The 17,389-nt window shown below is 70.7% G+C and carries 15 protein-coding genes and 1 tRNA gene; 11 read left to right on the forward strand and 5 right to left on the reverse strand.

What is annotated here, in order from left to right; all coding sequences use genetic code 11:
* Positions 1–2 precede the first annotated feature (2 nt).
* The 3 genes from H9651_RS12380 to H9651_RS12390 all read right to left on the reverse strand — a co-directional run bounded on the left by H9651_RS12380 (position 3) and on the right by H9651_RS12390 (position 4,618).
* Positions 3–536, reverse strand: coding sequence for a Na(+)/H(+) antiporter subunit C (locus tag H9651_RS12380; protein ID WP_191719638.1), 534 nt, complete (start codon positions 534–536; stop codon positions 3–5).
* Complete coding sequence (locus tag H9651_RS12385) at positions 521–3,466, reverse strand: Na+/H+ antiporter subunit A (RefSeq protein ID WP_191719639.1); 2,946 nt, start codon at positions 3,464–3,466, stop codon at positions 521–523. The genes H9651_RS12380 and H9651_RS12385 overlap by 16 nt, the downstream gene beginning before the upstream one ends.
* 93 nt (positions 3,467–3,559) lie before the next feature.
* Positions 3,560–4,618: a LacI family DNA-binding transcriptional regulator gene (locus H9651_RS12390; RefSeq protein WP_191719640.1), complete on the reverse strand. Its 1,059-nt coding sequence runs from the start codon at positions 4,616–4,618 to the stop codon at positions 3,560–3,562.
* Positions 4,619–4,673: 55 nt separating this feature from the next.
* Here H9651_RS12390 and H9651_RS12395 point away from each other — a divergent pair, with 55 nt between their 5' ends.
* The 4 genes from H9651_RS12395 to H9651_RS12410 all read left to right on the forward strand — a co-directional run bounded on the left by H9651_RS12395 (position 4,674) and on the right by H9651_RS12410 (position 8,723).
* Positions 4,674–5,921: an MFS transporter gene (locus H9651_RS12395; RefSeq protein ID WP_318244868.1), complete on the forward strand. Its 1,248-nt coding sequence runs from the start codon at positions 4,674–4,676 to the stop codon at positions 5,919–5,921.
* A 9-nt stretch (positions 5,922–5,930) separates the two neighbouring features.
* Positions 5,931–6,629: an endonuclease NucS gene (gene nucS, locus H9651_RS12400; RefSeq protein ID WP_191719642.1), complete on the forward strand. Its 699-nt coding sequence runs from the start codon at positions 5,931–5,933 to the stop codon at positions 6,627–6,629.
* Between the two features lie 163 nt (positions 6,630–6,792).
* Positions 6,793–7,476 carry an HAD hydrolase-like protein gene (locus H9651_RS12405; protein ID WP_191719643.1) on the forward strand — a complete coding sequence of 228 codons (684 nt, stop codon included), beginning with the start codon at positions 6,793–6,795 and terminating at the stop codon, positions 7,474–7,476.
* Positions 7,473–8,723, forward strand: coding sequence for a hypothetical protein (locus tag H9651_RS12410; RefSeq protein WP_191719644.1), 1,251 nt, complete (start codon positions 7,473–7,475; stop codon positions 8,721–8,723). The genes H9651_RS12405 and H9651_RS12410 overlap by 4 nt, the downstream gene beginning before the upstream one ends.
* Before the next feature lie 125 nt (positions 8,724–8,848).
* On the opposite strand, the gene H9651_RS12415 is transcribed toward H9651_RS12410, so the two are convergent.
* A complete protein-coding gene (locus H9651_RS12415; protein WP_191719645.1) occupies positions 8,849–9,055 on the reverse strand; it encodes a cold-shock protein in 207 nt (68 codons plus the stop codon).
* A gap of 166 nt (positions 9,056–9,221) precedes the next feature.
* On the opposite strand from H9651_RS12415, the gene H9651_RS12420 reads away from it, so the two are divergent.
* Positions 9,222–9,713 carry a GNAT family N-acetyltransferase gene (locus H9651_RS12420; protein ID WP_191719646.1) on the forward strand — a complete coding sequence of 164 codons (492 nt, stop codon included), beginning with the start codon at positions 9,222–9,224 and terminating at the stop codon, positions 9,711–9,713.
* A gap of 180 nt (positions 9,714–9,893) precedes the next feature.
* Here H9651_RS12420 and H9651_RS12425 read toward each other — a convergent pair.
* Positions 9,894–9,977 (reverse strand) — tRNA-Leu (locus tag H9651_RS12425).
* 229 nt (positions 9,978–10,206) lie between these two features.
* Between H9651_RS12425 and H9651_RS12430 the strand changes: the two genes are divergently transcribed.
* From H9651_RS12430 to H9651_RS12455, 6 genes are read left to right on the forward strand one after another with little or no spacing between them, the layout of a single operon-like run.
* Positions 10,207–10,944, forward strand: a complete 738-nt coding sequence (locus H9651_RS12430; RefSeq protein WP_191719647.1) for an FhaA domain-containing protein — start codon at positions 10,207–10,209, stop codon at positions 10,942–10,944.
* A complete protein-coding gene (locus H9651_RS12435; protein ID WP_191719648.1) occupies positions 10,937–11,470 on the forward strand; it encodes an FHA domain-containing protein FhaB/FipA in 534 nt (177 codons plus the stop codon). The genes H9651_RS12430 and H9651_RS12435 overlap by 8 nt, the downstream gene beginning before the upstream one ends.
* Positions 11,471–11,484: 14 nt before the next feature.
* Positions 11,485–12,723, forward strand: a complete 1,239-nt coding sequence (locus H9651_RS12440; RefSeq protein WP_191719649.1) for a PP2C family protein-serine/threonine phosphatase — start codon at positions 11,485–11,487, stop codon at positions 12,721–12,723.
* The gene (locus H9651_RS12445) at positions 12,720–14,105 is read left to right on the forward strand and encodes an FtsW/RodA/SpoVE family cell cycle protein (protein WP_191719650.1); all 1,386 of its coding nucleotides are present in this window, start codon (positions 12,720–12,722) and stop codon (positions 14,103–14,105) included. The genes H9651_RS12440 and H9651_RS12445 overlap by 4 nt, the downstream gene beginning before the upstream one ends.
* The gene (locus H9651_RS12450) at positions 14,102–15,559 is read left to right on the forward strand and encodes a peptidoglycan D,D-transpeptidase FtsI family protein (RefSeq protein ID WP_191719651.1); all 1,458 of its coding nucleotides are present in this window, start codon (positions 14,102–14,104) and stop codon (positions 15,557–15,559) included. The genes H9651_RS12445 and H9651_RS12450 overlap by 4 nt, the downstream gene beginning before the upstream one ends.
* The gene (locus tag H9651_RS12455) at positions 15,556–17,334 is read left to right on the forward strand and encodes a serine/threonine-protein kinase (protein ID WP_191719652.1); all 1,779 of its coding nucleotides are present in this window, start codon (positions 15,556–15,558) and stop codon (positions 17,332–17,334) included. Before H9651_RS12450 ends, H9651_RS12455 begins: the two co-directional genes overlap by 4 nt.
* Positions 17,335–17,389: the final 55 nt, after the last annotated feature.

A 17,389-nucleotide genomic window follows, 5' to 3' on the forward strand; every position in this document is an offset into this window, starting at 1 on the left:
TGTCATCGCCCACCTCCTGCGTCGGGCCGGTCGGTGGGGGCGTCGTCGCGCAAGCCGGGGACGTCCTTCGCGTGGAGCACCGTGATGGGTGCGGTCTCGACGCCGACGAAGTCCGTCGTCGCCTCCTCGTCGTCGTCGGTGACCTCGTCGTCCATCGAGTCCTCGTCCACCGCACTGCGCTCGCGCACGGCGCGGTCCTCGGCGTCGTCCTCGACGGTGTCGGCCTGGCCGAGCTGCCACGAGCGGTAGATGAGGGCGAGGAGGAACGCCGACACCGCGAAGGTGATGACGATGGCCGTCAGGGTGAGCGCCTGCGGCAGCGGGTCGCTGACCCGCTCATCCCCGGATCCGCCTTCGCCGCCGAAGAACGGCGCCGCACCGGGCTCGCCCATGACGATCAGCAGGAAGAGGTTCGCGGCGTTTCCCAGCAGCAGGAAGCCGATGAGCACGCGGGTCAGGCTGCGCTCGAGCATCGCGTAGACACCGGCGGCGAACAGCACCGCCATGATCACGATGAGGGTCAGTGAGACATCCACGGCGCACTCACCCCCCGGTCACGCAATTCCTGCGTCTGTCGGTCGACTTCGGCGCCGAGGCTGCGCAGCACGTCGAGCACGAGGCCGATGACGACGAGGTAGACCCCGATATCGAAGATCGTGGAGCTGACGAACTCGACGTGTCCGATCAACGGAAGCTCCGCTTCCCAGAACGTGCTCGTCAGTGGTGGGGCGCCGAAGAACAGCGGCACGACGGCGCAGCCGATCGCGAGCGCCATACCCACACCCAGCAGACGCCCGGCGTCGGTGGGCGCCGCGGCGCCCAGCTCGTACCGGCCGCCCGCGACGTAGCGCATGACCAGTCCCATACCGGCCACGAGGCCGCCGGCGAAGCCGCCGCCGGGCAGGTTGTGACCGGCGAACAGCAGGTAGATCGAGACGACCATGATCGTGTGGAACAGCACCCGCACGATCACTTCGAGCATGATCGAGCGGTTCTCCGGACGCACGCGCTGTCCACCGACCAGCCACGTGCGCGGCGCGCCACGGTTGGCCGCTGTCTGCGGCCGGGGCCCGTCGGCGGTGTCCACCAGCAGGCGCCGATTGCGGGCGGCCGACACCGGCAGCGGCGCGACGGCGCGCGAGAGCATGTCGGCGCGATGCGTGACGAAGACGAGGGATGCCACTCCCGTGGCGGCGAGGATGAGCACCGAGAGCTCCCCCATGGTGTCCCAGCCGCGCAGGTCCACCAACGCGACGTTGACGACGTTCCTGCCGTGACCGAGCTCGTACGCGAGCTCGGGGAACGCGTCGGAGATGGGGGCGTGCACACGCGCACCGGTCGCGACGATGGCGACCATCGCCATCGTGAGACCGACGCCGGCGGCCAGCACCGCCCGGGCGACCGGCAGCACCGAGGCGTTGTGCTCACCGAGCCGTGCCGGGATGCGTCGCAGCACCAGCGCGAAGGCGACCAGGGTCACCGTTTCGACGAGCACCTGGGTGAGCGCGAGGTCGGGCGCACCGCTCGTCGCGAACAGCAGCACCATGCCGAAGCCGGTCACCGAGACCAGCACCACACCGGTGTAGCGCTTGCGGGCGCGCACCGCGACGATGCCGGCGACGATCATCATGGGAGCCACGAGCACCTGGATCGGGGACTGCCAGGCGTCGAGGCTCATCTGCCATTCGGGCGAGGCGAGCAGCACCGTGCCCTCTGCGGCGACCAGCACGACGAAGATCGTGCCGACGTACACCGGCAGCGACCCGCGCTGGGTGACGGTGACGGTGATCACCGCGAGGCGGGCGATGGAGCGAAGCACCGTGTTGTAGACCTCGGCCGCGGTGAACGGCAGCACCCGACGGGGCATCCCGACGCGACGCACGAGCCAGAACAGCGCCGCACCGGCGGCGATCGAGCCGAGCGAGAGGAACAGCGCCGGCTCCAGCCCGTGCCAGAGCGCGAGGTGGTACGCGTACTCGGGGGCGGCGACACCCGGACTCGCGACCGCAGCGGTGTCGGCGTAGGTCGCGAGCGCCGTGTCGAGCAGGGGCGCGGCGACGCCGGCGACCACCGTCATCCCCGCCAGCAGCACCGGCGCGCTCAGGAATCCGATGGGCGGATCAGGCCATTCCGTCCGCGGCATATCATTGCCCGCGGCATCCTTCTTGGTCCAGAACGCACCCCAGATGAAGCGGATGCCGTAGGCGGCGGTCAGCACGGAACCCAGGACGATCCCGATGAGGCCCACGATCGCCCACACCTGTCCTGATGCGCCCTCGGCGAGGAAGGCCGTGAGTGCCGCCTCCTTCGCGACGAAGCCGACAGTGGGGATGAATCCCACCATCGAGGCGATGGCGATGGTCGAGAACACCGCGAGCACGGGCGCCTGCCTGCCGACCCCGGAGAGCTCTCCGATGTCGCGGGTGGACAGCTGCCGGTCGACGACGCCGACCACCAGGAACAGGGCCGACTTGAACATCGCGTGACTGATCAGCAGCGCCAGCCCCGCCAGCGCGGCGTCTCGCGTGCCGTAGCCGAGCACGGCGGTGAGCATGCCGAGCTGACTCACCGTGCCGAAGGCCAGGATGCGCTTGAGGTCGGATTCGCGCAGCGCCTGGATGCCGCCGATGAGCATCGTGAGGATGCCGAGGCCGACCACGATCGGCCGCCACGGGGCGGCGATCGCGAACACCGGCGCGAGTCGCGCGATGAGATAGATGCCGGCCTTGACCATGGCCGCGGCGTGCAGGTAGGCACTGACCGGCGTCGGCGCCGCCATGGCCCCGGGCAGCCAGAAGTGGAACGGGAAGATCGCCGACTTGCTGAGTGCGCCGACGAGCATGAGCACGAGGGCGGCGTCGATGACGGGACCGGTGGGGGCGAGCTCCAGGATGCCGGAGAGGCTCGTGGTGCCGGTGTCGACGACCATGAGCACGACGCCGATCAGCATGATCAAACCGCCGAGGGTGGTCACCAGCAGCGCCTGCAGGGCGGCTCGGCGGCTCGCGCCACGGCGGTGGTAGAAGCCGATGAGCAGGTAGGACAGCACGCTCGTGACTTCCCACAGCATGACGAGCACGACGATGTCGTCGGTGAGGACCAACCCGTACATGGCGCCGGCGAACGCCAGCAGCACGGCGCAGAACTGGCCGACGCCGTCGCGCTTGCCGTCGAAGTACCAGCGGCAGTAGATCATCACGAGCGCGCCGACGGCGGTGACGATGAGTGCCATCACCCAGCCGAGGGTGTCCATGCGCATCGACACCGAGATGTCCAGCGCCGGGATCCACGAGAACGTCTCGAACGGCGGGTCATCCGACAGCGCGCGCGGCGTGAGCGTCAGCGTGTGCGCGAAGGCGACGATCGGGAGGGCGGCGGCGGCATAGAACGCCCGCGCGCCGAAGCGGCTGACGAGCCACGGCAGCATCAGCGGAAGTATTGCGAACGCGCCGAGCACCATCAGCATTCGCGGCCTCCTCAGGGGTCGCGGCCAGAGGCGCGGGCGTGCAGGATCGTGATCCAGTCTACCGGCCCGATGGTGCGACCGACGCCGTCGGGGTCAGGATCCGAGCGGCGGAGCGGTCGTATTCCCTTCGCGGAACACACTGCTGAAACACACCGAGGGCGCGTCCCGTTCGGCCAGCATCGCCACGACGGCTTCGCCTGCGGCACGCCCCTTCTCCGTCGCCGGCTGCACCATCGTGGTGAGCAGGGAGGGCGCCAGGCCGTCGACGTCGATGCCGTCGAAGCCGGTGACGCTCAGGTCGTCGGGCACCGTGAGTCCGCACTCCGCCGCGGCCCGCAGCACGCCCGCCGCGAGCAGATCGCTCTGCGCGAGCACCGCCGTCGGCCGCTGCTGCGCGTCGCCGAGGATCGCGCGCCCGGCCGCGAGCCCCGCATCGATCGAGCTGGCGGTCGCCGCATATGCGGGGGCGTCGGGGTAGACGTCACGCACGCCGTCGAGGCGGTGCCGCGTGACGTCGACCGTGATCTCGTGTCGGCGGCGCTCATCGATCCACCCCGGGTCGCTCTGACCGCTCGTGGGGAGTGTCACGAGGGCGACGTCGGTGTGCCCGAGGGAGCGGAGGTGGCTGGCGAGGGAGCGCTGCGCCTCGCGGTTGTCCAGGATCACGCGAGGCACATCGGGGCCGGCATCGCCCTCGACCACGACCACGGGAATGCCGCGGGCCCGCAGCGTCGCGAGCGAATCGGCCATGCCGGGCGTGCAGCCCACCAGCACGGCGGCGTCGATCGGGGCCGTGGTCAGCGATGCTCCGGGCGAATCCCCCTCGACGCCTTCGCGCAGCAGCAGCAGACCAGCGTCGATCGGGGCGACGGCATCGGCGAGGCCGTCCATCATCAGTCGGATCACGGGGTCGAGGAACGCGGTGCCCAGCGGACCCTGGAAGACGACGCCGACGATGCCGGAACGGCCTCGTCGGAGCGAGGCGGCACGCGGATCGGGCCCGCTGTAGCCGAGGGTGGCGGCGGCATCCATCACCCGCCGGCGCGTGGCATCCGATACGGGCGTCTTGCCGCTGAACACCACCGACGCGGTCGACGGCGACACCCCCGCCGAGCGGGCGACGTCGGCGATCGTTGCGCGGCGTGTGCTCATGTCTCCACGATGCTACGCGGTCGGCGGCGTCGAATCGATTCGGTACGCTGACTCGGTGAATACCGCCCTGTCTCGCCGTGGGTTCGTGCGCTGGCGCACCGCCATCTTCGCGATCTTCGCCGCCAGCGGCTTGAGCATTGCAACGTGGGCCTCGCGCGTGCCGTCGATCAAAGCCGACCTCGGCATCGAGAACAGCCAGATCGGTCTGATGCTGCTGGCGATGGGCGTCGCCTCGATCCTGGGGCTGTCGGCATCGTCGGTGATCATCGCCCGCTTCGGCACGCGCACCGGCATGCTCGGCGCGATGATCGTCTTCGCCGCCGGCGTCGCCCTCATCGGCATCGGCACCAACCTCGCGCCGTCGGTGGCGGTCGTGCTGGTCGGCCTCGCGCTCTTCGGCTTCGGCAACGGCTCGGTCGACGTCATGATGAACGTCGAGGGCGCCGCGATCGAGACGCAGTCCTCCAAGACGCTGCTGCCGCTGTTCCACGCGTTCTTCAGCGTGGGCACGGTGCTCGGCGCGGGCCTCGGCGCCCTCGCCGCGAGCCTTGAGATCAACGTCTTCACCCACACCGCGGTCGTGACCGCGCTCATCGTCGTGGTCGCCTTCGTCGCGCACGCGAACGTCCCCGTGCACGTCGGGGCCGACGCCCCGCAGACGCATGCCGACGCCCCCCGCCCCGCGTGGCGGACCCGCCTCGCCGCCTCACTGTCGGCCTGGCGCGAGCCGCGCACCTATGCACTGGGCGTCGTCATGCTCGGCATGGCCTTCGCCGAAGGCGGCGCCAACGACTGGCTCGCCCTCGGCGTGAGCGAGGACCACGGCGGCGGCGACGCCCTCGGGGCGACCGCCCTCATGGTGTTCTCGGTGGCGATGACCGTCGTCCGGGTGGTGGGCGGCCCGCTCGTGGACCGCTTCGGCCGCGTGGCGACGCTGCGCGTGCTCGCGGTGACGGCCACCGCCGGCATCGTGCTGTTCATCCTCGCACCCACCCTGCCGCTCGTCTTCGTCGGGGCGGCGCTGTGGGGCATGGGCGCGTCGCTCGGCTTCCCGCTCGGCATGTCGGCGGCCGCCGACGACCCTGCCAGGGCCGCGGCCCGCGTGAGCGCTGCGGCGACGATCGGCTACGTCGCCTTCCTCTGCGGCCCGCCGGTGCTCGGCTTCATCAGCGACCAGATCGGTCTGCTCAACACCCTCTACATCGTCGTCGCGCTGGTCGTGGCATCCGGACTCGCCTCGGGCGCCGCCCGGCCGACGGCCGGATCCACGGTGGGCGTCGGGCGCCGCGTCGAGCACGGGTAGGCTCGACGGGTGCGTTTGGTCATCGCCCGCTGTTCCGTCGATTACGCGGGGCGCTTGAATGCGCACCTGCCCACTGCGACGCGCCTGCTCGTCCACAAGGGCGACGGGAGCCTGCTCATCCACTCCGACGGCGGCTCGTACAAGCCGCTGAACTGGATGAGCCCGCCGTGCACCCTCACCGTCGAGCCGCCCGCTGAGGCGGGTGAGGACGAGGAGCAGATCGTCGAGCAGTGGCGCGTCACCCACGCGAAGTCCGGCGACTCGCTCGTCGTGCGCATCTACGAGGTGCTGCACGACTCGTCGCACGAACTGGGCGTCGATCCCGGCTTGGTGAAGGACGGCGTCGAAGCCGATCTGCAGCGGCTGCTGGCCGAGCAGGTCGGGGTGATCGGCGACGGACTGACCCTCGTGCGGCGCGAATTCCCCACCGCGATCGGGCCGGTCGACCTGCTGCTGCGCGACCCCGCCGGCGGCACGATCGCCGTCGAGGTGAAGCGCCGGGGCGACATCGACGGCGTCGAGCAGCTCACCCGCTACCTCGAGCTGCTGGGCCGCGACCCGCACCTCGCACCGGTGACGGGCGTGTTCGCCGCGCAGGAGATCAAGCCGCAGGCGCGGGTGCTGGCCGCCGACCGCGGCATCCGCTGCGTGACGCTGGACTACGACGAGATGAAGGGCATCGACTCCGGCGCCCCCCGCCTCTTCTGACGCACCCCCTCGCCGCCGCCCCCCTCTCCCGCTGAGACGACATCTGGCGGACGAGACAACGGTCGTCACCCACTGTCTCGGCCACCCACTGTCGTCTCACCGCCCAAGGGCGGGGCGGGGCGGGCGAAGGGCGGGAGGGCGCAGGGCGGAATAGGGTGGGGGGATGCCGGTGCGATCTCCTTTCTCCTGTGTGCTGTGGGACGTCGATGGCACGATCGTCGACGCGTCCGAGGGCATCCTCCGGCGACTGGCGGTCACCCTCGAGCACTTCGGACACCCCGCGCCGACCCACGCCGAGCTCGTGCACTGGATCGGCCCGCCCATGTTCGAGTCGTTCCAGACGAACGTCGGCATGACGCCGGAACAGTCCACCGAGGCGGTCACCTTCTACCGCGTACTCGGCAAGGCCGACGGCTACACCACCGGCGCCCGGCTCTATCCCGGCATCGCGGATCTCATCGCCGACCTGGCCGCGGCCGGTGTGCCCCAGGCGACCGCGAGCTCGAAGCCCGAGGTCCAGGTGCGCACGCTCGTCGACCACTTCGGTCTCGCGCCCTCCTTCACCGCCGTCACCGGCGCCACGCCCGACGAGCGCACCCTCGCGACGAAGGCCGACATCATCGGCGAGGCGCTGCGGCGCCTCGACGCGGCCGGCGTCGACACCAGTCGCCCCGTGCTCATCGGCGACCGCCACCACGACATCGACGGCGCCGCCGTGCACGACGTCCCGGTGGTGTTCGTGCGCTGGGGCTTCAGCTGGCCGCACGAATCCGAGGGCGCCTCCGCGGTCGTCGACACCGTCGACGAGCTGCGGGCTCTCCTGCTCGTATCGGAGGAGACCGGGTGAACGTCGGCCTCGACGCGGTCCTGGCCTGGGTGATCCCGGCCGTGATCGTGTTCGGGGTGGCGGCGATCGCATCGATCGGCGCCGTATGGGCGATGCGCCGCGCCGCCCGCTCGCCGCGCGCGCGCGCCGCCGCCGAGGCCGACCGCACGCGCGCCGGCACAGCCCTCGTGCGCCTGGACGACGCCGTGACCGAGCTCGACCTCGAGGTCGGTCTGTCCGGCGCGCTCTACGACGGTGACGCGCCCTCGACGCTGCGGCGGGCCCGCATCACGGCCCAGCACGTGCGCGACGAGGCCTTCGAGGCGTTCCGCGACCTCGACGCTCTGCCGCCCCGCGAGGTGCGCCGGGTGAGCGCCCGCATCCGCTCCCGCGCCGAAGAGGCGCTGGCCGTCATCGCCCGTGCGCGCGCCGAGCATGCCGAGTGGATGCGCGTGCACAGCTCCGCAGCCGCGCAGGTCGATGCCGCAGCCCTCCGCCTCGAACGGCTCCGCATCGAGATCGGCGATCCCGGTGCCCTCGTCGCCGACCTGTCCGACCGATTCGACGAGACCGAGTGGCGGCAGGCCGGCAGCGCCGCCCATGCGGCATCCGATGCTCTCGCGAAGGCACAGGTGCACCTCGACGCGGCGCGCGCTCTCGCCGCCGACCCCACCCGCAGCGCCCTGCCCGAACTCGCCGCCGCACAGCGCGAGCTGCAGCGGGCGCAGTCGGGGGCCCGGGCCCTCGACGAGGCGCACCGGCTCGTGACCGATGCCGCGATCGCGGTGCCGCAGGAGCTCGCCACGGCCCGCGCCGCGCTCGCGCAGGCCATGAGGGTGGGCGAAGAGCTCGACGCCGACAGCGCGGAACGGCTCGGCACCGAGCTGCGTGCGATCACCGCGGCGCTCGACGCGCTCGAGCCGGATGCCGCCCGGCGCCCGACCACGACCGTCGGCGATATCGCGCGCGTGCGCTCCCGCCTCGATCTCGCCCTCGGCGACGCGCGCACCTCGCAGCAGCGCCTGCGCGGGGCGCGCACGGCACTGCCGGGCACGCTCGCCGCGGCGCGTGGCGCCGTCGCCCGCGCCGAGAGCGTCGCAGCGGGCGCCGGGGCCGACGCCCGGGTGCGGCTCGATTCCGCGCAGCGGGAACTCGCCGCGGCACGTCAGGCCCAGGATCCGGTGGAGGCACTGGATGCCGCGCGGCGCGCGATGCGTCACGCCGAAGACGCCGTCGCCCTCGCGGATTACGCCCGCCTGCACCCCTGACGCCCGAGGGGGCTGTGCTCCGTCGGAGCGCGGCCCGCGGCATCCGCCGCGGATCCCGCACGCCTCAACGCAGCACGCGTCCGGGCGTCCCCCGGACGCGTCGCTGCGTCCGAACGCCGGAGCGCTCAGATGGGGCGGATGTTCTCCGCCTGCAGGCCCTTGGGGCCCTGAGCGACCTCGAACTCGACGCGCTGGTTCTCTTCCAGCGAGCGGTAGCCACCGGCCTGGATGGCGCTGTAGTGAGCGAAGACGTCTGCGCCGCCCTCGTCAGGGGCGATGAAGCCGAAGCCCTTCTCGGAGTTGAACCACTTGACGGTGCCCTGCGTAGCCATGAATTGCCTTCGTGCTGAGGATGCCGGAGCGGCCGCCCCGACGGTTCATACCGTAGCCAAAGTGCGTGCGCGCGTCAGCAACGATTTCTGATGGTGACGAAAATGTTGCATCGGTGTCGGCGGAGCCCCCGATGAGAGTCGCAGGTGGCGCGAGTAGCGTGTGCGGATGGGACATGTGGAGCTGCGACCCCTCGACGATGACGACCTGGATGCCGTGTTCGAGATGATGCGCGACCGGGATGCCGTGGCGAAGGAGGCGTTCACCGCCGACGACCCCGACGACCGCGCCGCGTTCGATACCTGGATCGCCCGCGAGCGCGCGGCCGACGACGTCACCCTTCACGTCGTGACCGAAGACGGCGGCTTCGCCGGCACGGCGGCCGCGTTCACGGTGGGCGAAGACCGCGAGGTGAGCTTCTGGATCGCCCGCCATGCGTGGGGTCGGGGAGTGGCGACCGAGGCGCTGCGCCTCTTGGTGTCGCGCGAACCGATCCGACCGCTGTTCGCGCGGGTGGCGGCCCACAACAACGCCGCCATCGCGGTGCTGCAGCGCAACGGCTTCGCCGAGATCGCCCGCGACAGCGCCTACGCCCCCGGCGTCGACCGCGAGGTGGAGGAACTGATCTACGCCCTCGCCCCCGTCCTCGACGGCGTCTGACCCGCGCCTCGCCGCCCGCCGCCGCCGGCGGCATCCGATCGCTGAGACGACAGTTGGTGGCCGAGACAGTGGGAAACGACCGTTGTCTCGGCCGCCAGTTGTCGTCTCACGGTGCGGGAGGGAGGGAACCGCGGCCGGGAACGACGAAGGGCCCCCGGATCGGGGGCCCTCGTCTTGCTGTGCGCGAGGGGGGACTTGAACCCCCACGCCCTTGCGGGCACTGGCACCTGAAGCCAGCGCGTCTACCTATTCCGCCACTCGCGCGAGCCGCGGTATGCGCGGACTCAACTTCCCGACAATATCACGTTTCGCACCCCGGATGCCGCGCCCGCCACCGACCCGAATCCGGGCCGCGTGACGCCCCGACACCCCCGGACAACGGCCGCCGGCACCCTGCAACCCTTGATTTCCTGCGGATCCCCGCCCGGGGAACGCGATCTCCCAGTCGTTCCAACTAGCATGTAGCGACCGGTCTGCCTGCCTGAGGAGACGTGTGGGACTACTAGACAGCTTCGAGAAGGGGCTCGAGCGCGCCGTGAACGGTGCGTTCGCCAAGACCTTCCGCAGCGGCGTCCAGCCCGTCGAGATCGCTTCGGCGCTGCGCGCCGAGCTCGACACCAAAGCCGCCGTGGTCAGCCGCGACCGCATTCTGGCGCCCAACAACTTCACCGTGCGCCTGGCATCCAGTGATGAGGAGCGCATGCGCGACCTCGGCTCCACGCTCGGCGAAGAGCTGCGCACCCTCGTCACGACGCATGCCCGCGCGCAGGGCTACAGCTTCGCCGGCCCGGTGACCATCACCATCCAGCGCGACGATGACCTCACCACCGGCACCCTGCGCGTCGACTCGCAGAGCGCGCAGGGCGATGTCGCCTGGCGCGGCGTCGTCGACATCAGCGGTGCCCGCCATGCCCTCGGGAAGGGACGCACCGTGATCGGCCGCGGCAGCGATGCCGACATCACGATCGCGGATGCCGGAACGAGCCGCCGCCACGTCGAGATCCTGTGGGACGGTGAGCGTGCCATGGTGCGCGACCTCGGCTCGACGAACGGCACGAAGCTCGACGGGCAGCGGGTGACCGAGGCGCCGCTGCCGCCGGACTCGACCGTCACGATCGGCCGCACCGACATCGTCTTCCGGGTCGTCCCGCAGGCCCAGCCGCAGCGACCGTCGCGCGCCGCCGCCGACGCCACGCGCGCCTTCGACGCACGAGGGGGAACCGGTGAGTGAGCTGACACTCCTGCTGCTGCGCATCGGGTTCCTCGTGCTGTTGTGGTTCTTCGTCTTCGCCGTCATCTATTCGCTGCGTGCCGACCTGTTCGGTGTGAAGGTGCGAAAGCTCCCCGAACCCGCCGCCGCCGGCACCGCGCCCGCCGCCCCTGTCGCCGGTCCGAGCGACCTGACCGCCCCGGTCACCAAGCGCCCCGCCGCCGCGCCCGTGGCGGGCGGGCCGGCCACGACCGGCACCGTCTCGCGCATCGTCATCACCAGCGGCCCGAAGACGGGTCTCGAACTGCCACTGGGCAACGAACCGCTCACGATCGGGCGATCGAGCGAATCGGGCCTGGTCATCCGCGACGACTACACCTCCAGCCACCACGCCCGCCTGGTGCTGTGGGGCGACCAGTGGATGATCCAGGACTTGGATTCCACCAACGGCACCTGGCACGACGGCAAGCGCGTCGCCGCCCCCGTTGCGATCAAGGTCGGCGCGCCCATCAAGGTCGGCGCGACGACTTTCGAGCTGCGGAAGTAGCGGAACGTCGGCACATGGTCTTCCAGGGCTCGAGCGTGGCGATCTCGCACACCGGCAAGGTGCGCTCCAACAACCAGGACTCCGCGTACGCCGGATCGAACCTCTTCGCCGTCGCCGACGGCATGGGCGGCCACGCCGGCGGCGATGTCGCCTCCAGCATCGCCATCAACCGCCTCGCGGTGCTCGACCATGTGTATGAGACACCGTCGGATGCCGAACGGGCACTGCGCGACGCCATCGCCGACACCGCGGCGCGCCTGATCGAGACGGTCAAGACCCAGCCCGAGCTCGCGGGCCTGGGCACCACGGTGAGCGCGCTGGTCATGGTCGACGACTACGCCGTGCTCGCCCACATCGGCGATTCGCGGGTGTATCTGTACCGCGACGACACGCTCACCCAGATCACCACCGACCACACCTTCGTGCAGCGACTCGTCGACTCGGGGCGCATCACCCCCGAAGAGGCCCGGTATCACCCGCGCCGCTCGGTGCTCATGCGCGTGCTCGGCGACACCGACGCCGATCCCGAGCTCGACACGTTCATCATGCCGACGCAGCCCGGCGACCGGTGGCTGCTGTGCTCAGACGGCCTCTCGGGCGTCGTGGACGACTCGCACGCCGCCAAGGCCCTCGGTCAGGGGCTCCCCCCGGGGAGAACGGCTGACATCCTGCTGCGCCAGGCGCTCGACGGCGGCGCCCCCGACAACGTCACGATCGTGCTCGTCGATGTGGGCGGTCAGCACCCGGTGTTCACCGGCACGCCCACGATCGTCGGCTCGGCGTCGACTCCGACCGGCGTCGAGATGCCCACGGCACGGCCCGCCCGCACCGGTTGGCTGCACACCGGCCGTCAGGCCGCCAACGAACCCACCCACTTCGAGCCCGCCCCCGAGTTCCTCGAGGAGCTCATCGAGGAAGACCGGCGCCGCGCCAAGAGCCGCCGCGTGTGCTGGGTCGTCTCGCTCGTCGTCGTGCTGGCTGCCCTCGGCATCGGGCTGTTCGCGGGCTACTCGTGGACGCAGACCCGCTACTTCGTGGGGGCCGACGAGGACACCGTGGTGGTCTATCGCGGCATCCAGCAGAACATCGGTCCCCTCACCCTGTCCACCCGGTGGGCGGACACCGGGATCGACCTCGACGACCTCCCCGGCTTCGTGCGCGACAGCGTCGAGCAGACCATCACCGCAGACTCCCTCGACCATGCCCAACGCATCGTCAACCAGCTTCGTGACACCGCGGAGGACAGCCCATGACCTCCCCCACCGAAACGCGGGCCGACACCACGGTCATCCGCGCGCTGAAGAAGCTGCGGGTGCCGCAGACGCAGCGCAACCGTGAGCTCTGGCTGCTGCTGTTCGCCTTCGTCATCAACGCCGCCGCCGTCGCCCTCGTGCAGCTGGGCGCCAACGGGGCCATCGACGCGACGTTCCTCATCTACTGCGGCGGGCTCACCGCACTGGTGCTGGCGCTGCACATCGTGCTGCGCCTGGTCGCCCGCGATGCCGACCCGTTCGTGGTGCCCATCGCGACCGTGCTCACCGGGCTCGGCATCGCGATGATCTACCGCATCGACCTCTACTGGGACGAGCACGGGTGGGCCGCCACCTCCACCCGGCAACTGGCGTGGGCGGCGATCGCGGTGGTGGGCGCCATCGCCGTGGTCGTGGCACTGCGCAACTACCGGGTGCTGTTCCGCTACACGTACCTGTTCGGTCTCGCCGGCATCCTGCTGATGCTGCTGCCGATCGTGCCGGGGCTGGGGGCCGACGCCAACGCCGACGTGTGGGTCGACCTCGGGATCTTCTCGTTCCAGCCGGGCGAGCTCGCCAAGATCGCCCTCGCGATCTTCTTCGCCGGCTACCTCGTGCGCACGCGTGAATCGCTCACCTCGGTCGGTTCCCGCTTCCTCGGGATCACCTGGCCGCGTGCCCGCGAACTGGGCCCGCTGCTGGTGATCTGGCTCGCGTCTCTCGGCATCATCGTGCTGCAGCGCGACCTCGGCACGGGCCTGCTCATCTTCGGCATGTTCGTCGCGATGCTCTACGTCGCGACCGGCAAGACCAGCTGGGTGCTCATCGGTCTGCTGCTGGCGAGCGCCGGGGCGTTCCTGGCCTCCCGCGTGCTGCCCTACGTCGCCGGTCGGTTCGAGAACTGGCTGAATGCGTTCGACCCCGACCTGTACGAGGCCGGCGCCGGAACCTATCAGCTGGCCAACGGCATCTTCGGTCTCGCCGAGGGCGGGCTCGTCGGCACCGGCCTCGGGCAGGGCCGCCCCTGGATGACCCCGCTGTCGCAGAGCGACTACATCTTCCCGAGCCTCGGTGAGGAGATCGGGCTCATCGGCGTGTTCGCCATCCTGTGCCTGTACATGGTGTTCGTCAGCCGCGGCTTCCGCATCGGGCTCGCGGGCCAAGACGACTTCGGCAAGCTGCTGGCGACGGGCCTGTCGTTCACCCTCGCACTGCAGGTGTTCATCATGGTGGGCGGCGTGACCCGCCTCATCCCGCTGACCGGGCTGACGACCCCGTTCCTCGCGGCGGGCGGTTCCTCGCTCATCGCCAACTGGATCATCGTCGCCCTGCTGCTGCGCATCTCGGATGCCGTGCGCAGCCGACCCCGGGTGGTGATCGGATGACCAAGGAACTGCGCAGACTCAGCATCCTGGTGCTGGCGATGTTCTTGGCGCTGTTCGCCTCGACGAGCGTCATCCAGGTCGTGCAGGCCGACGCCCTGGGCGAGAACCCGCTCAACCGCCGCGCCCTGTACGACACGTTCGAGGTGCAGCGGGGAGCGATCATCGCCAGCGGCACCGCGATCGCCGCGTCCGTTCCCAGCGAAGACCTCTACAGCTGGCAGCGCGTGTACACCGACGCCGACATGTGGGCTCCGGTGACCGGCTGGATCAACCCGGTGTTCGGCACGGCCACGGGCATCGAACGCGCGATGAACCAGGAACTCAGCGGCACCGCCGACTCGCAGTTCCTCTCGCGCATCGAGCAGATCATCAGCGGCCAGCAGCCCCGGGGTGCGAACGTCGTGCTCTCCCTCGATGCCGCGGTGCAGCGTGCCGCCTATGACGCGCTCGGCGACCTGCAAGGCGCGGTCGTGGCGATCGAGCCCGCCACCGGCCGCATCCTCGCGATGGTCTCCAGCCCCGGCTACGACACGAACCCATTGGCCTCCCACGACGGTGAAGCCGCTCAGTCGGCCTACACGGCGCTCGAGGAAGACCCGCTGGCCCCGCTCGACAATCGTGCGATCGCGGGCCGGCTCAACCCGCCCGGCTCGACGTTCAAGCTCGTCGTGGCCTCGGCGGCGCTGGCGACCGGCGAGTGGACGGCACAGTCGACCCTCCCGAACCCGGCGACCTACACGCTGCCGCAGTCGTCGAGCATCGTGCGCAATGCGGGCGGCGGCACGTGCGGCGAGGGCGAGAACGTCACGATCGCCGACGCACTGCGCTTGAGCTGCAACATCCCGTTCGCGGAGCTCGCCGTGCAGCTGGGCGACGACGTCATCCGCGAAGAAGCGGAGAAGTACGGCTTCGACACGTCGTTCACGATGCCGCTCGTGTCCACCCCGTCGGAGTATCCGCGCGCACTCGACGACGCGCAGACCGCGCTGTCGGGATTCGGTCAGGGCGACGTACGGGCCACGCCCCTGCAGATGGCCATGGTCTCCGCCGGCATCGCCAACGAAGGGATCGTGATGAACCCCCGGATGGTGGATTCCGTCATCGCCGCCGACCTCACCGAACAGCAGCGATTCGACGACACGGAGTTCGGTCGAGCCGTCTCGGCGGAGATCGCCGCGTCGATGACCACGATGATGGTCGCCAATGTCCAGTCCGGCGTCGCGAGCGGTGCAACAATAGACGGCGTAGACGTCGCCGGGAAGACCGGCACCGCGGAGAACGGGGTGGACGATCCCTACACGCTGTGGTTCACCGGATTCGCTCCGGCGGACGACCCTCGGGTCGCTGTCGCCGTTGTGGTCGAAAATGGGGGCGGGCTGGGCCAGTCAGGCAGCAGCAACAGGATCGCGGCTCCGATCGCGGCAAAGGTCATGGAGGCGGTGCTGAGTAGATGAGACCGACGCAGGGTGTGACCTTCGGCGGCCGATACGAGCTGGACTCGCGAATCGCGATCGGCGGTATGGGCGAGGTGTGGGAGGCGACGGACCACGTCATCGGACGGACCGTCGCCATCAAGATCCTCAAAGACGAGTACATGGGGGACCCCGGGTTCCTCGAGCGCTTCCGGGCCGAGGCCCGGCACGCGGCGCTGGTGAACCATGAGGGCATCGCCAGCGTGTTCGACTACGGCGAGGAGAACGGCAGCGCCTTCCTCGTCATGGAGCTGGTGCCCGGCGAGGCATTGTCGACGATCCTCGAGCGCGAGGGGTCCTTGTCGCCCGACAAGACCCTCGACATCGTGGCGCAGACCTCGCTCGCGCTGCAGGCCGCGCACGCTGCGGGGCTCGTACATCGCGACATCAAGCCCGGCAACCTCCTCATCACGCCCGACGGCCGGGTGAAGATCACCGACTTCGGCATCGCGCGCATCGCCGATCAGGTGCCGCTGACGGCCACCGGTCAGGTCATGGGCACGGTGCAGTACCTCTCGCCCGAGCAGGCCTCGGGTCATGCGGCATCGCCGGCGACCGACGTCTATTCGCTCGGCATCGTGGCCTACGAGTGCCTCGCCGGCAAGCGGCCCTTCACCGGTGAATCGCAAGTCGCCATCGCGATGGCGCAGATCAACGAGCAGCCGCCACCGCTCCCGGCCAGCGTGCCGGTGCCGGTGCAGAACCTCGTCATGGCGATGATCGCCAAGAAGCCCGAGGACCGCCCCGCCACCGCATCGGCCGTGGCACGCGCCGCCACGGCGCTGCGTCGAGGCGACCTCGCTGCCGCCGCCGCCGCGGTGCCGGCCATCGCCGGCGGTGCCGCCGGGCTCGATGATGTGACCCAGCTGCTCACGCCGGGGCTGTCGACGCAGGATGCCACGCGCATCCTCCCCGCCACGACCGCGCTGGACCCCGCCGCAGCGGAAGGCGACGCAACGCCCGAGGGCGACAAGCCCAAGCGCAAGCGGAGCCCCTGGACGTGGCCACTCATCGCCCTCATCGTGCTGCTGCTGCTCGTGCTCGGCGGCACCGTATGGGCGATGCTGTCCGGCCAGGAGCCGGATCCCGCGCCGACGAGCAGCAGCCCCACGCCCTCACGGCCGGCACCCAGCCCGACGGTGGAGGAACCGCAGAAGGTCGACGTCGACTCGCTCGGCCTCATCGACCTGCCGTGCGACGACGCGGCTGCGATCGTGCAGGAGGCAGGGCTGGTGGCCAACTGCGTCGCCGGCGACCCCGCTCCCAACGGCGACAGCGTGAACCTCGTGTACCGCGTCAACCCTCGCGGCAACGTCGATCCGGGTACGACGCTCGACCTCACCTTCTACGGCGACCAGGTCGCCCTGGAGACCCCCGGCGCCCCGACGCTGCCCAGCACCGTCGACGTCGACAGCACCGTGCAGGTCACCTGGCCGGGGTACTCGTGTCCCTCGGGTCAGGGCAGCGTCAGCGCCTACACGCTGTCGGCCACCAACGCCGTCTTCCCCGCCACGGGGCAGTCGACGGCGTCGTTCGGCGGCGGGGAGCGCAGCGCGCAGCTGCAGGTCACGGGTGCCGCCGGCCAGCCGGTCATCGTCACCTACACCGTCACGTGCACGGGCGGCAGCGCCGGCCAGCGTGTGACGGGACCGTCGGGCGAGGCGTCGGCGCAGATCCAGGCCGTCGCCACCCCCACCCCGGAGCCCACAGGCGGAGCGGACCCCGGCGACGAGCCCGAGACCGGCGCCGGGGGCTGACCGCGGGCACCGGGTTCACTCGGGTGCGGTCGACTAGGCTGGTCCTCTACTCAGG

Origin of the sequence: Microbacterium pullorum (assembly GCF_014836535.1) — a bacterium.
Classification (GTDB): Bacteria; Actinomycetota; Actinomycetes; order Actinomycetales; family Microbacteriaceae; genus Microbacterium; species Microbacterium pullorum.